This window comes from Priestia sp. P5 (assembly GCF_029522155.1).
Classification (GTDB): Bacteria; Bacillota; Bacilli; order Bacillales; family Bacillaceae_H; genus Priestia; species Priestia megaterium_E.
Window position 1 is genome coordinate 3,086,881 of the sequence record NZ_JAKWFJ010000001.1, and the last position, 15,055, is coordinate 3,101,935.

Consider the following 15,055-nt stretch of genomic DNA (forward strand, 5'->3'; position numbering starts at 1 on the left):
CTAAAAACAGAATATAAGCATGTTAAATTCGACTAAAGAAAGCTCATTTCCTTCTCTAAGCTGCGTTTAGTCGTCATAACTATATGATATCAGCTACTTCCTTACAAGTAGATTCTTTTACGAGAGTGCTGATTTTCTGACATACTTGTAATTCGATATTTTTTACAGTGAATACATATGTTAAAGTGTAAAGTAGTGGAACGAAAGGAGTAACGACAACATGGCTCAACGAATCGTCAATATGTTTTTATCTGTTTTAGCTGCTTATGGAACGTTAATTCTAACGAAACACATGAGTATTGCAGATAATATTTTTGTGACACAGATTGTTCGTCTGATCATTTGTATTGTGGCTGTTATCATTGTGACAGGAATTACTACATACATTTTCAGAAATAAATCTTCTAATAAATAAAAGGGCAGCTATTTAGATAGCCGCCCTTTTTGTTTTCCTTAATTCTCATTTTATTTCATCCTAAAGAAATGGGGATGTCTCAAACACTCACGAGACATCCCCATTAAGGTTATACATACTTTTACGCGTTTAAAGCACGCACAAATTCTTTTGCTAGGCTGATTGTAGACTGTGGATTTTGTCCTGTTAAAAGCTTTCCATCTACTTCAATATGATCGCTCCAATTATCTTTTGCAATAAATTCAGCGCCTAGCTCACGTAGCTTTGTTTCAAGAAGAAAGGGCATGTATTTATCTAACGTTGTATCTTTCTCTTCTGAATCAGTAAACGCTGTAATACGTTTTCCTTTTACAATCGGCTCACCGTTTTTAAGCTTTCCGCCTACAAGAGCTGCCGGTCCGTGGCATACCGCTGCAATTAGCTTGTCGTCTTCAGCAAATTCTGTTAGCAAACGATGTAAGTGCGTATCGTCTGGAAAGTCAAACATTGTTCCGTGCCCTCCAGGTACAAACATACCTGCAAATTCTTGTGAACTTATATCAGCTAATGATTTTGTATTCTCTAAAAGTTTTCCTGCTTCTTTGTCTTCGTCCGTTACATCATCTGTTAAGCTGTTAGGATCCACAGGCGATTTTCCGCCTTTTGGACTTGCTACGACTACTTCGTATCCTTCTTTTTTAAATTCTAAATATGCTTCAGAAAATTCAGTAAGCCAAATACCAGCAAGCTCTCCGTTTTCCATTGTATGTCCATTTGTAACAACCATTAAAATTTTTGAATTTCCTGTCATGATTTACTCATTCCTTTTTCATTTATTATTTATTATTTACATACATGTATCTTTAATAATTCATTTATCTCTTTGAATATGTTCCCCGGTATTATTTGATGAAAACATGGTAACTTTTTCTTACTAATAAAAAGAACAGGTAAAAATAATGGTTAAATTATATGGAAAAGCAGGCTCTTTTTTATACTTTGAAGATTAGACGGAGCCGATTTTTTATATGCAGTGTGACAAATGATCACTTTAAATATTTTCACTTTTTTGACATATACATCTAATTCGATTAATATCTAATTAGATGTATGTCGAATTAAAGAGAGAAGGTATTCAGCTATGCAATTAGATAAGTTGGTGAATTACCATAAAGCCGTTGGTGATCCTACGAGAATTAGAATTATTTCACTATTAAAAAAAGGACCTCTTCACGGGCAAGCAATTGCTTACAAACTGGGGTTACAGCCTTCAACTATTACTCATCATATTTCAAAGCTAAGAGATGTAGGAATTGTTTATCAAAGAAGACAAGGGAACATTATTTATTTTTATCTAGACCTTGAAAGACTTGAATATAACTCGAAGGCTATTTTAAGTATTGGAGAGGATTCGATGGAAAATCAAGAAAACCATTTACAGGATAAAGACAAATTATCGATTGTTAAAAACTTTATAAATAGTGACGGTACTTTAAAAATTATTCCAAGTCAAAGAAAGAAAAAGAACGTAATATTAGCCTATTTAATACGCGATTTACAGCACGGAAAAACGTACCAAGAAAAAGAATTAAATGAACATATAAAAAAATATCATGAAGATTATGCAACTATTCGCAGAGAGTTAATTATGCAGCATTTTATGTATAGACAAAATGGAGAATATGAGTTAAATCCGAAAGAGATGTGGCCCGTTATTTTTTAAAATGAACGTAAAAACGTTCATTTTTTAACCTTTCTAATTCGATATACATCTAATTAGTTTGTCGTCATTTCGAATAAAGTTGAGGTGCAAATGTGATTTTCAAGAAGAAAAAAGCTAACGTTATAACGAGAGTAAGGAGTATAAATACAATGGTCTCTACCGGGCTTATTCCGCTATCTTACGGGCTAGTTTCCATTTTTCTTAGCATGAACGTTAGTATTAATTTCATTCTCCTGTGTGCTGGCACAGTAGTCGTATTATTTAGCTTAGTGCTTACCCTGCGAGCATCAGCTTTAAAAAATTCATAAAATCTCTGTCGTAAGGATTATTCTCTGTCAGCTAAATGAGCGAATAATCCTTATCGTATTTTATTTACCTTTAAAAAACTATAAAAGTGTTTTAACCATGATGAGATCTGTTTGTTTTTCGTCTCCCATATAAAAAGAGTGAGATCCAGTTTGAACAAACCCTTGTTTCCTATAAAAATCAATCGCATTTTTGTTCTTTTCCCATACGCCTAACCAAATTTTCTTTTTATTAAATGTCGTTGCTATCTCTACTGCTTTATTAAATAAATGTTTACCAAGCCCTTGTTTTTGAAAGCTGTTACCTATATAAATTCTTTCAATTTCAAGCGATTCTTTCCCCATCTCTTCAGACTGAGCATCATCCGTATTAACCTTTAAATAACCTGCAATTTCATGATTAACATACATAAAAAAGAATTGCGAGGACGTATTTGATAGTTCTTTTTCTAACTGTTCGACTGTAAATGCTTTTTCTAAATAAGCTTTCATGTTTTCAGGTGAATTTTGATCTTTAAACGTTTCATTAAATGTTTTGTAGCTAATATTTTGAAGGTGATTTATATCTTCAAGAGTACACTTTTTTATATCCATCATCACTGATATGCGCCTCTCCTTTATATCCTCAATAATTTCTCTTGTTTCCTTTTTTGACAAACTCCCAATCTGTTTCTATATTTTTTCTTACTCTTTGAACCAGCTTAAGAATGGTATCTGCTTCTTCCTGGGTAAAACCTTCTAATGCCACTTTATCCGAATAATCATTTTCTCTTTTTATAAACGGGTATACGTTCTTCCCTTTTTCAGTGAGAAAAAGGTTTTTATTTTTTTTATTGTAGAGATCGTCTTTCTTCTCAATAAAACCATTCATTTCAAGCTTTTTTATAGCCCGAGCCGCTGTTGTTCGATCTACTTTTATCATCTCAGCTAACTTTTCTTGAATGATTCCCGGATTTTCACATATTCGCACTAAATACAAATACTGCCCCTTAGTCAGGTCATACTCTTTAAATTCTATATTACTAATCGAATCCAATGCTCTTGCTATCATTCCAATTTCACGCAGAATTTCACTCATAAATGTCTCCTTTGCACATATTTTTGTTGCAAATACAATAAAAATATTATAAGTTTAATATACCTCAAAATAGTTGCATTTGCAACAAAAAATAATGAATAAAGGAGCTGATTACGATGAAATATGTTGTTTATGTAGGAGGAATTTTACTATTAACTCTAGGAATTGCTTTAACGATCCAATCCAACCTAGGAGCTTCACCTTTTGATGCACTTTTAGTTGGACTGTCACTAAACGTAGGTCTTAGCGTTGGAAGCTGGGAGATTATGCTTGCCTGTATTTTAATTTGTGGTAATTCTCTTTTAAGCAAACAAAAGCCGGAAGTACTGGGACTGTTAACAGCAGTTGTAACCGGCCTTGGTATCGATATATGGCTTTTTTTATTACAGAACTGGGTTACGTTCGAAAGTTGGTACAGCAAATTATGTTGTTTTGGAATTGGCTTAATCATTATAGGTGTAGGCACCTCAGCCTATTTACATACAAATTTTGCACCCATTCCAATTGACCGCTTAACTTTAATCATACAAAAACTAACTAAAACAAATTTATTGCTTTCAAGAACATTTATTTACCTCACATTCTTACTAGCTGCAATGCTTTTAAACGGACCGATTGGTGTTGGAACGTTATTGACCGTGTGTTTAGGCGGTGTGCTGCTTAATTTCTTTATGCCTATTACTCAAAAAGCAGTAAATTGCATATTACCAACATCTCATACATCAAAAAATCATATTAAAGATCATAAACGTTCCATTACATAACTAATTCTGTCTATATCATGATTTTTATGTACAATCATCATTGATGCACAAAAAGCGGATCTCCAGTTAGAAAACTCTCTATTTATTGGAACTCCTATACATTCATTGATTCGTGAACAGTCCAACCCTCCCACTTGCTGAGTGAAAAACGTGCCTTCCTTTGACAAAATCCTTCTTACTTCTGAAGCACAAAAAGATTCGTGCTGGTTCAAAATCAAATCAAATGTACCATCTTTAAACGGTAGATTCGCGTTTTCAGTTCGTTCAACAACGGTGACACCAAGTGGCTCTAACCGTTTTTTAGCGATTGGAACGTTAGGTTTGTATCCTTCGGTAGCATACATAACGCGAGGAAAAGGTTGTAACAAAGATAAAAACTCTCCTCCTCCTGTTCCCATATCTAAAGCAGCATTAGAGTTTTGAATAAGGCGAAAAGCTTCACTTCCATATGACCACGAAAGCTTGTCGCTATCCATACGTCCAGTACGAGTAATAATAGAAAAATCCCAGCCAGTAAAATCAACATTTGTATTGTTTACAGCGTTTAAAAAATGTTTGTCCGTTATCATGTTAAAATCCTCCTTTTAATAGTCAGTCAGCATTAATCATTTATCCTAAACTAGTAAAAGGCGGGCCACGAACATACAGGCAGCGTTGTTATGTTTCATGTGCCAACTTATTCACAATAAACTCTCCTTCATCAGAATTACGTATTTTTCATTTATTTGTCCATTCATATGTAATATCGGGTAATTTCTCTTCATTTTCACATCCTCTCTTTATAATACTGAAGCCGTGTTTCTCATAAAACCGCTGTGCACTTTTATTTCGTTCAAAAGTACGTAACGTTAATTTTCCATTTGAGTTTATTTTGGCTCTTTCGAGTAAAAGCTGTCCGATTCCTCCTCCTTGATAATCTACATGAACGTACAGTTGGCTAATTTCGTCAGCATGATAAGCAATCATTCCTACTATTTGTTCATCCATTAGCGCTAATTCAATTTTATAGTGTGCTGATAATATATGATTTAAGAAATAAACATGACGGTCAAAACTGTGCATTTCCTTTTGTCCAATCGCTTTTTCTTTACTATCCCGCCACATTTTCACCGTTTGCTCAGCAAATTGAGGATGATAGTGAACAATATCAACATTAAAATAGGCCATACATTTTCCCCTTATCTGTCATTATGCTATACATATTCTTAATAACGATGTCTAGATATTCCCTTCATGTGGTTGAAACCTGTCAAAATCTTGCTTTAATAAAGAATACATATACAAATCATCAAATTTTCCACACGTAAATTCATAACTTCTTAATAATCCCTCTTTTACAAAACCGTGGTTTTTTATTAGATTTTGTGAAGAAACATTAGCAGGCTCTATTAAAGCTTCAATTCTTCGCAAGTTCAAATGTGTAAAACCATATTTTATGACAGCGCCCAATGCCTCACTAGCAATTCCGTTCCCCCAGTAGTCTTTGCTTAGCTCATATCCAATTTCTGCACGGTAATGGCCATGAACTCTATTAAGAAACCCGCAGCTGCCAATAATGTCGTCTTGTTCTTTAAGAGTAATACCCCATCTTATTCCAGATTTTCCGCTTAAGATTGATTTATACCACGCAATCTCTTTTGAAGCATCCTCAACCGTTGTAAAAGGCTCTAGACCGTAGTGTTTCATTACTTCTTTATCGGATAGGTATTTTAAAATATTGCCTGCGTCTTCTGTTATGATTTCCCTTAGGATAAGCCTTTTTGTTTTAATTACGGGAAAATAATTTGACACCTGTACCTTCCCTCCTTTTATCCATTCATTAACTAAACGGAGCTTTTCTCACAGCTTTATCTAATTTAAATAACCGTTAGTAAGAAAGTTCTTTTATTATTACTGAATTCCTTTTTAATCCTAAATATTTGTGGAGAAATGAGTAAAAAAAAAGCGCGCATAACATCATTTTTAAATCAGCACTGTCATTTCTTTTATGTTTGTTAGTTCTAAAAATTAAAGGAATAAAAGCTAGTAATGAAGAATTCTTCTCCAACTAGTCTAAATGAAAAGAATAAGGAGAACGATATGAAACTGTATGGGGATTTTGAAAAAGAAGATTGGCTAAACGTATTAAAGCTATCAGAAAAAGAGCTGCCTAATGCATTCATTATTCATGGTGAGTGGGGATTCCAAGATAATCTAAGCTTATGGAAAGAGATTTTATCTACTGATGTTCATATGCCTAAATGGAACACCGTGATAGGTAAGTTCAAAAACAGAAATATAGGGTTTGCGAATGTATACGGCAGTCCGATGGCGTCAAACATTGTCCATCAGTTTGCTGGCAGCGGAACCGACTTATTCATTCAAACGGGATATTTTGGAGGCTTATCTTCTACTATACAATATGGAGATATCTTAATCGTATCTGCAGCACAAATGCAAGACGGCGTATCGCACTGGTATTTACCAGAACAAACGCTTGTAGAAGCTGACAAAGAGCTAGTGGAAGCCGCCTGTAGATATTGTGAACAAAAAGGCTACAAATATATAAAAGGACATGTGGTCAGTATGGGCGCCATGCTTATCGAGACGCATGACCTGGTAAAAGAATGGTCGCTTGCAGATTTTCTTGGCGTGGATATGGAGACAGCCACCACTTTAGCTATTGCTTATAAATTCAACAAACGTGCTGTCGGCTTATTAAATTTATCAGACCACCTTCTTCACGGTGATACTCTTTATTCCTATACAAAGGACAGAGAGTTAATAGAAAGTGAAACTGATAAAGCAATTCGCGATGTGGCTCTTTATTTAAGTAGTAAATTCTAATAGTGTGCTGTCTTATAAAAAATTTTGTATTACTGATATGAGTAAAATCTATTTGGAGTAGAATACTCAGTTATGCTATTGTTTTTAGAAGTATTAGCTCTATACGACTCTAAAAAATGGTATAGACTAAAAAAGATAACCACTTATAAAAGCGATTATCTTCTGGCTGCTTGAAAGTATAAAAATGAACCTTATAATAAAGATACGAATTTTTCTGCACTGTAAATGAGACAGTCATTGTAAATTAAGAAGCATTCAGTACGCTCTGCTCCTTTTTTCCTTTTTCTTTAATTAGTAAGACACCTAACAACCCCATCATTGAAAACAAAATGGGAATCATAAAAGCATAATGATATCCAATCTGCAGCGAGCGCTCGGGGAATAAATCAAGGACGTTTCCAAAAATACTAGGTAATAATACGGCGCTTAGAAAACCTCCCATATTAGCAAAACCTGATACAACTCCTACTTCTTTCACTGAGAAAGATTGACGTACTACGGCAAATGTCAAAGCGCTTGCGCCGTTTCCAAATCCGATGATAAAAAGTAAAATAACGACTAGCATGAATGAAGGTTTCACTCCGGTTAATAATAATCCTGTCCAGCTAAGCACCACAATAAGATGGACGAGTGAATAGATTTTTTTAATAGAGTTTAGCCTGCTTGATATCCAGCTGATTAAAGGTCCGCCAATCATAGCGCCAAACAAACCATACATAATAAGCTGACTTGCATCAGCGCGAGATAAATGAAACACATTCATGCCATAAGGAACTCCCCAAGAACCAATAAAACCAATGTATGTACCCACTACACCAAAATGACAAAGAAATGTTGCCCATGCTTGACGAGTCGTCATTACCCTTTTTAGGATCGCCCATACGCTTTCTTGGGTCTTAACAGAGGCTTTATTTGCTTTAGCATCATCTACAAATAATCGTTTAGGCTTTACGACTAAAACGACATAAAGCAAATAAGATACCGCCATTAAAACCAGACCTATGCTAAGAAAAGGAACTCTCCATCCTGAAAGTGAAATCCACATAGATAAAGGTACAGTAGCTGATAATGAACCTACACTTCCTACCAGCCCAATTAAACCTAACAGCTTTACAAACTCATTTCCCTTGAACCACTGACTTAAAATTAACACTAAATTGACAAAAATCATGGAGTCTCCGGTACCGACTAGCAAACGAGAGAAAATTAAGACATATTCGTTGGGAGCCGTACTGTAGATAAGACTTCCTATTCCGGTTAAAATCGATCCTATAATAAGAAATCGATTTGGACCGTACCGGTCAGAAAGTAAGCCAACAGGAATCTGAAGGCCTGCGTACGCTAAAAATTGTATGCTCGTCATTAATCCTATAACAGACGCTGAAACGTGAAAATCTTTCATTAACTGTTCTGTAATAAGTCCAGGGGCTGTTCGTTGACTGACAATCAAATAATATGCTAATAAAGCGGTTCCAAAAACAACCCATCTATAACTACTTTCCTGTTTGTTCATTTTGACAGATCCTCTCGTGTATAATTTTTCTGCGTAGAAATGTTAGTAGAAAACGTTTAAGAGACGAAGATATTGATAGAATGAAGGTCTTTTAAACAAATAAAGTGCTAATTTGGGGAAGCCCTTTTTTATCCTTGTTTTTCCTTTCTATTATAATTTTAAGTTTTTAAATGATATTTTTCAATGAAGTATGGACTTTTAAAATATATCCTTTACTATTTCCCTTTCACTATTAGGCATTCAAGTTAGAGTTTTTCTTGTCATTTTGGGTATAAAGCAATTTAATAAGAACCCATAAAGAACCTATGTCATGCGTATTTTTTTCAAAAGACCTCTTCTTTCACAGTTGTTCTGCTGTTTAATAAGTTGGTATAAGACTTGCATGTTCATCTATGAACACTTAATTAAAGGAGGAGAACTTTATGAAAAAAGCTAAACGTAAGAAAAGTATTAAAAAGCAAGTCATCACTTGTGCTGTTCTCGCGACGTCTCTTTTACTGCCCATTTCAGCTTCTGCTGCTTCTGCACCTTATACGCTTTATCAGATGGGAAGTACTGCAGACAAAGCGACCAGTACAAGCTTCGGACAAGTCTATATGGGAGGAAGCACCGATGTAGATGAAGCGTTCAAATGGATGATTCAAAAGGCAAACGGCGGAGATTTCTTAGTTATAAGAGCGACGGGTACTGATGCCTATAACTCTTATATCTACGACCTAGCAAAAAGCATAGGTAAGCCTCTTAACTCTGTTAGCACAATTGTCGTCGATGATTTAATAAGAGCAGGCTCAGACTCTTCTTTAATTGATAAAATTAACAAAGCAGAAGGCATCTTTTTTGCTGGAGGCAATCAGGCTGATTACGTAGATTTCTTAGAAGGTTCTGCGGCTCTGACAGCATTAAATAATCGTATCAATCAAGGCATTCCTTTTGGGGGAACAAGTGCTGGCACCATGATTCAAGGGGATCATATTTACGACTCTATCTCAGCAGGCTCTACAACTTTAGATTCTAAAACAGCGCTAAACAATCCTTATAGTTCTCTTATTTCCTTTACAGATTATTTGATTCAAACACCTCATAACAACAACATTCAAACAGACACCCATTTTGAACAACGAGATAGAATGGGACGCTTTCTAACATTTTTAGCACGTAATATCCAAGACGGAGAAGAAACTGGGACAACCGCAAAAGGGATTGCTGTTAATGAACAGTCAGCGCTTCTGGTAGAAAAAGACGGTTCAGCTAAAGTAGTAACACAGCCAGGCTCTACAAATGCTGCTGTTTATCTGGCTAAAACAAATAAGGCGCCTACTACTTGTATAAGCGGTCAGCCTCTGACGTTTAATAATATTTCTATCTATAAACTATTTAATGGCAGCACTTTTAATCTTTCCACTTGGACAGGTTCTGGAGGATTAGCTTATACTTTAAACGTAAACGGCGGTATTATTACTTCTTCTACAGGAAAAGTTTACGGAGGAAATCAGCCGTAAACGGTAAATGAATATTTTACTTTATAGAAAAGGGAAACTTAATTAGTGAAGTTTCCCTTTCTTCCTTATATTAAGATATTAAGGATTGATTAAGTGCTGTTTTGTTTTTAAATGATATAGATAATGCAGTCCTTTTTCTGTTATCTTCGTTCCTGCTCTGCCTCTGCGCTTTATAATATACTCTTTTTCTTCTAGTACATCCAAACGATTTCTCACCTGCTGTTCTGTAAGAGTGAAGCCTTTTAAATGCTGTGTAATCCACTTTCTGCTTGCTGCTTTTCCTGTATCATTACACTGCTTTATCGTTTCTAACAGAGCGTGATTTTCTTGAAGTTCGATCAAGTCAACCGATTCATTTTCAACTTCATGTAAATTATGCTCCTCTTTTTGACTACTAAGCCTATACTCTACGTCTTTTGCTTTCACTTCGTTTTCATCGCAGACAGTAAGCAAATACTCGATGACTCCTTTTAATTCTCTTATGTTTCCTAGCCATTCATATTCGATAAGCAGCTTCATCGCTTCTGGATGGATATGCGTCCATGTTTTTGATTTAGAAATAAAATGATGAATCAGTAAAGGAATATCGGTTCTTCTATATCTTAAAGGAGGAATCGTTAAAGATAATACGTGTAAACGATAGTACAAATCTTCTCGAAACAACCCTTCTTTCATTTTATGTAGTAAATTGTTGTGAGTAGCTGCTATTATTCTTACATTGATTGGAATAACTCTTGTCCCTCCTACCCGTCTAATTTCTTTTTCTTGAAGCACTCTTAAAAGCTGAGTTTGTAAACGCGGACTGATATCACCAATTTCATCCAAGAAGATCGTACCTTTATCAGCGCTCTCAAACAGCCCTTTTTTGCCGCCTTTTTGCGCTCCTGTAAAGCTGCCTTCTTCGTACCCAAACAGCTCACTTTCTAGTAATGTATCGGTCATAGCACTGCAGTTCACGGCAAGAAACGGTCCATTTTTACGTGTAGAATGATTGTGGATAGCCTGAGCAAACAGCTCTTTTCCTGTACCGGTTTCTCCTTGAATTAAAATAGGATACTCAGTAACCGCCATTTTCCGGGAAATTTCAATCGTTTTAAGCAAAGCTGGGTGTTCTCCTATAATATCTTCATAGTTATACTTAGCAGAAAAACCGCTTTTTCTAAGTTCTGACTGCGCTTTCCCTTCTATTTCAACAGCTTGATTAACACTTTTAAACGTTGCTACCGTAGTATTGCTTTCCTGAATCATAGACTTATAGATAACCATTTCGTACCCGTTTACGTTAAAGTACTGACTTTTCTGGGCAGACGATGTAATAAACTCCACAAGGCCTTCGTCAGAAATGACATGTTGAATTTCAAGATCTACAACATCAGAAGAAGATAACTGAAACAATGATTCTAACCTTTTATTGAATAACGTAATTTTTTTGTTAAAATCCACGGCAAGAATACCATCTTCTACTACGTTTACAATACTCTTTACATGAAGGTGAAGTTCTTTCATTTGCCCTTCTGCTTCTATTAATTTTTTTTGCAGCTCAATAATATTTCGTAAATAGCGATCCCAAATAATTGAATGATTAGACTGATTAAAACCAAATGATTTTATAAGTTCAAAAATGGTCGCCATATCAAAAAGTCTAACGCCTATATCAATTACATGTTTTACGTATGGGGGACACAAGTGAACCTCACCTGGAGAAACAGCAATTTCAACCCCTTCGTAATAGGTCTTTTGCTTTTTAAAAGGAATAAACTGAACATGATTAATCCCTACTTGATAGAGAGACTCTATTAATTTAAGAGTTTCTTTATCATCATCGTTTACAATTAACACTTTTGTATGGGCAGGGATTTTCAGCAATTCATTTATATGTTTATGGTGAATCGTTCTATTTCCTACAATTTCATGTGCATGCTGAACGTCTAATCTGTTCTTTATTTCATGATATATACTCTCTGATGAATAAAGGACAACATCTCCATCAATTTTTCCGGGTAATTCTTCATCAATCGCAAAGCATTCAATAAAAATGTAATCTCCTAACAACTCTTTTAATTGATTGTGTAAAATGATTCTAGTTTGCTTACTTCCTGTTATTAAAACTAATTTCTTTTTCATCGTATGGACACCTTTCTACAGGCCTTTAACTTGACTTGCCTTCAGAGATTAGCTTTTGGAATACTGTACCTATCATTTTATACTTTGCTGTGCATTTCATCTAGCGGACGTTTGTCCCTTTTGTAAATAAAAAAAGTAGAAAAAAGCGCCTCCACTTTAATTGGTGGAGGCACGATATGCTAAAGTGCTAGATGCATTGAATTACTTCCTTCTCATTTAATGTCTACGTTTATTGGTTTGATATCTAAGGCTACTTTCACAATAGAGTAATCGTCTTTTTGACCGTCGGTATAAGCCCAATAGCCATTGCTTTCAGGGCTTTTTCTGAAGGTAAGCTCAAAACCTTTGTTTTGGTTAAACGTATAGCTCTTTATTTCTTTGCTCTGAGCGTTATCGATAAGATCGTAAGCTAAAAATTTTCTTAATACACCGTGCGCAGAGAAAAGACCCGTGTTTGGCCCAATCTTTTCACTGTAGTATTCATTTTTTCTAGTAGACGTTTTACCTGGGTTTATTACGATTTCTTTTGTTGTCATATTTACTTTATCGCCTGGAGTAATACAAGAGATAAGAATATTTTTGTAATTACTCGGAAATTTGTCATTTGCCTGTACTTTGGCTAAATCAACTAACGTAATACCGCCTCTTCCAACAACTTCTATTTGTTTTCCTGAATTGTTGACCACCATAGCTGTATCTTCATCGATTCCGTACGCAAGCTGATTTTTATTTCCTTTTTCGTACGCTGTTGCAATAAGACGTCCCAGTCTTGCTTTGTTGTCAAAATGCTGATCTACAAGACCGTATTGAAAAAAGCCAAGGCCTTTTTCTAAATAAGCAGGACCGCCTTCTTGCTGAGTCATATCATCGTATGTGTCTGTAAATCCGTACGAAAGAGCTCCGTAGCTATCTCCGCCAGCGAGCATAGTATTACTCATAATCGCCGCTCCGGCACTCGTACCGCCAAGTACTGCCCCGTTTTTATACGTATGCCATATGGCTTGTAAAACTTTTGAGTCCGAACCATTTTCATTCCGCAACGAGCCCGTAATCAAGGTTTGATCTCCTCCTACAAACCAAATACCTGTTAGCCCTTTAACTTTTTGCGCTAGTTTATCACTATTCATATTTGCTTTCCAATTCGACTCATTTTCAGAAGTTCCTTTAAAGTCATGGTTTGAAATAGGTAAATTCTCTATATTTTCTGCCTTCACTCCGTATTTAACTAAATCACTTTTAAACTGATTAGAAGAGTCGAACTTAGTACTCGCTGCAGGAACAATTCCTATTTTGGCCTGCTTTCCTCCTGCCAGAGTAATAAACTTGTTATACACGCTTGAATTACTGCTGCCAAGCGCTCCTCCTGCAATTAAGAGGTTACCTTTAATCGAATCGTATGCAGGACTTTCAGATGAAGAAAAAGTAGGTTTTTTATACGTTAAACTAGTTTTTTTATCCGGTTGAAATTTGACGGTTTTAGGCGTAATGTCCATTCTTACATTTACAATGGAATAATCATCTTTTTGTCCGTCAGTATACCGCCAGTAGCCGTTTGTGTCATTATTCTTTTGAAAAGCAATTTCGTACCCAGACCCTTGACTGTCATAAACATAGCTTTTGGCAGATTTCATCGATTCATTGTCAATAAGAGAATAGGATAAATAAGCCTTTAACCTTCCATACGGTGTAAAAACACCCGTAGCAGGTAGTGCGTTAAAGGAATAATATTCAAACCCCTTCGTTTCTACTTTATCGTTTGGAAATTCAAATGATTTTAAATGATAGTTAATTTTATCTCCAGGAGATAAGTAACTGACTTTTATGTTCTCTAAGCCTGAACGCACTTTTTGCTTAGATATAAGCTTAGCTTTGCTCATATCTAAGACAGCTACTCCGCTTCTTCCAACGACTTCAACCTTTTGATCTTTATTGTTAACGACCATAGCAGTATCTTCGTCTACACCGTATGCAAAGTTTTTTTCTTTGTCGCGTTCAGCATTATACGCAGCTACTGCAAGTCGCCCAAGTCGTGCTCGTTCATCCATATGCTGATCAATTATGCCGTGTTGGAAAAATCCCAGCCCTTTTTGAACTGATAGAGGCTCGTATTCTTTCTTATTGTGTTGGTTTTCGTTTACATGTTTATTTTCCTTGTTTCCTATACTTTCTTTTAAAGCTCCTAGACTGTCTCCTCCTGTAATCATGACGTCACTCATAATTGCAGCTCCTGCACTTGTACCTCCGATAACTGCTCCCTTACGATATATATCCCAGATAGCTTTTAACGCTTCAGAATCGTTTCCATTATTTTGACGAAGGGAATCCACAATTTTTGTTTGGTCTCCTCCAACAAACCAAACTGCCGTTAGTCCTTTAATCGTACGGGATAACTTCTTGTCGTTCACTTGATTCTTCCAAGTCGATTCATCTTTTTGTGTGTCAGAAAAATCGTGATTGGAAACGGGAAGAATTTGAATAGAATCTGAGTTTACTCCGTATTTCACGAGGTCTTCCTTAAACTTTTCAGAAGACTGCAGCGTTGTGCTAGCAGCTGGAATAATCCCTACTTTGGCTTTTTCTTTTCCCCCAGCAAGCAAGAGAAATTTTTCATATATATCGTGATTGGATGTTCCTACACCTCCGCCTGCAATAACAAGGTTGCCTTTAATGTCCTGAGTATTGTCTTGTGCTTTTGCAAGCAGCGGTGTACTCAAAGAAGAAAGTAATGTAAAGCTGATCAGACATGAAACAAGTTTCTTTTTCATTGGAATGCCCCTTTCCACGCAAATTTCAATAGCTCTTTCTAATTAGCTCATATCCTTTCCACAA

The 15,055-nt window shown here is 35.7% G+C and carries 13 protein-coding genes and 1 pseudogene; 5 read left to right on the forward strand and 9 right to left on the reverse strand.

Going from position 1 to position 15,055, the window contains the following annotated elements:
- The first annotated feature begins 220 nt into the window (after nucleotides 1-220).
- Nucleotides 221-415, forward strand: coding sequence for a hypothetical protein (locus tag MMB69_RS16365; RefSeq protein WP_013056341.1), 195 nt, complete (start codon nucleotides 221-223; stop codon nucleotides 413-415).
- A 121-nt stretch (nucleotides 416-536) separates the two neighbouring features.
- Here MMB69_RS16365 and MMB69_RS16370 read toward each other — a convergent pair whose 3' ends face one another.
- Nucleotides 537-1,205 carry a type 1 glutamine amidotransferase domain-containing protein gene (locus MMB69_RS16370; protein WP_140450581.1) on the reverse strand — a complete coding sequence of 223 codons (669 nt, stop codon included), beginning with the start codon at nucleotides 1,203-1,205 and terminating at the stop codon, nucleotides 537-539.
- Nucleotides 1,206-1,535: 330 nt separating this feature from the next.
- On the opposite strand from MMB69_RS16370, the gene MMB69_RS16375 reads away from it, so the two are divergent.
- Nucleotides 1,536-2,117, forward strand: coding sequence for a DUF2087 domain-containing protein (locus MMB69_RS16375; RefSeq protein WP_221785983.1), 582 nt, complete (start codon nucleotides 1,536-1,538; stop codon nucleotides 2,115-2,117).
- 386 nt (nucleotides 2,118-2,503) lie between these two features.
- Here MMB69_RS16375 and paiA read toward each other — a convergent pair whose 3' ends face one another.
- Nucleotides 2,504-3,019: a spermidine/spermine N(1)-acetyltransferase gene (paiA, locus tag MMB69_RS16380; RefSeq protein WP_260507069.1), complete on the reverse strand. Its 516-nt coding sequence runs from the start codon at nucleotides 3,017-3,019 to the stop codon at nucleotides 2,504-2,506.
- Between the two features lie 28 nt (nucleotides 3,020-3,047).
- On the reverse strand, nucleotides 3,048-3,500 hold the full coding sequence (locus tag MMB69_RS16385) for a MarR family winged helix-turn-helix transcriptional regulator (RefSeq protein WP_277447998.1): 453 nt from the start codon (nucleotides 3,498-3,500) through the stop codon (nucleotides 3,048-3,050).
- Between the two features lie 116 nt (nucleotides 3,501-3,616).
- On the opposite strand from MMB69_RS16385, the gene MMB69_RS16390 reads away from it, so the two are divergent.
- Complete coding sequence (locus tag MMB69_RS16390; protein WP_277447999.1) at nucleotides 3,617-4,264, forward strand: YczE/YyaS/YitT family protein; 648 nt, start codon at nucleotides 3,617-3,619, stop codon at nucleotides 4,262-4,264.
- A 62-nt stretch (nucleotides 4,265-4,326) separates the two neighbouring features.
- Here MMB69_RS16390 and MMB69_RS16395 read toward each other — a convergent pair.
- The 3 genes and pseudogenes from MMB69_RS16395 to MMB69_RS16405 all read right to left on the reverse strand — a co-directional run.
- A pseudogene (locus tag MMB69_RS16395) lies at nucleotides 4,327-4,833 on the reverse strand (class I SAM-dependent methyltransferase); the annotation flags it as partial.
- A gap of 148 nt (nucleotides 4,834-4,981) precedes the next feature.
- On the reverse strand, nucleotides 4,982-5,431 hold the full coding sequence (locus MMB69_RS16400; RefSeq protein WP_277448000.1) for a GNAT family N-acetyltransferase: 450 nt from the start codon (nucleotides 5,429-5,431) through the stop codon (nucleotides 4,982-4,984).
- 51 nt (nucleotides 5,432-5,482) lie between these two features.
- Complete coding sequence (locus tag MMB69_RS16405) at nucleotides 5,483-6,055, reverse strand: GNAT family N-acetyltransferase (RefSeq protein ID WP_277448001.1); 573 nt, start codon at nucleotides 6,053-6,055, stop codon at nucleotides 5,483-5,485.
- Nucleotides 6,056-6,343: 288 nt separating this feature from the next.
- Between MMB69_RS16405 and MMB69_RS16410 the strand changes: the two genes are divergently transcribed.
- Complete coding sequence (locus tag MMB69_RS16410) at nucleotides 6,344-7,090, forward strand: phosphorylase family protein (RefSeq protein ID WP_221812675.1); 747 nt, start codon at nucleotides 6,344-6,346, stop codon at nucleotides 7,088-7,090.
- A gap of 244 nt (nucleotides 7,091-7,334) precedes the next feature.
- Here the strand turns inward: MMB69_RS16410 and MMB69_RS16415 are convergent, their stop codons facing one another.
- On the reverse strand, nucleotides 7,335-8,603 hold the full coding sequence (locus MMB69_RS16415) for an MFS transporter (protein ID WP_221785991.1): 1,269 nt from the start codon (nucleotides 8,601-8,603) through the stop codon (nucleotides 7,335-7,337).
- 422 nt (nucleotides 8,604-9,025) lie between these two features.
- Here MMB69_RS16415 and MMB69_RS16420 point away from each other — a divergent pair, with 422 nt between their 5' ends.
- On the forward strand, nucleotides 9,026-10,102 hold the full coding sequence (locus MMB69_RS16420) for a cyanophycinase (RefSeq protein ID WP_277448002.1): 1,077 nt from the start codon (nucleotides 9,026-9,028) through the stop codon (nucleotides 10,100-10,102).
- Nucleotides 10,103-10,180: 78 nt separating this feature from the next.
- Here MMB69_RS16420 and MMB69_RS16425 read toward each other — a convergent pair whose 3' ends face one another.
- Both MMB69_RS16425 and MMB69_RS16430 read right to left on the reverse strand, forming a co-directional pair.
- A complete protein-coding gene (locus MMB69_RS16425) occupies nucleotides 10,181-12,226 on the reverse strand; it encodes a sigma 54-interacting transcriptional regulator (RefSeq protein WP_277448003.1) in 2,046 nt (681 codons plus the stop codon).
- Between the two features lie 212 nt (nucleotides 12,227-12,438).
- On the reverse strand, nucleotides 12,439-14,991 hold the full coding sequence (locus tag MMB69_RS16430; RefSeq protein ID WP_277448004.1) for a cyanophycinase: 2,553 nt from the start codon (nucleotides 14,989-14,991) through the stop codon (nucleotides 12,439-12,441).
- Nucleotides 14,992-15,055 lie beyond the last annotated feature (64 nt).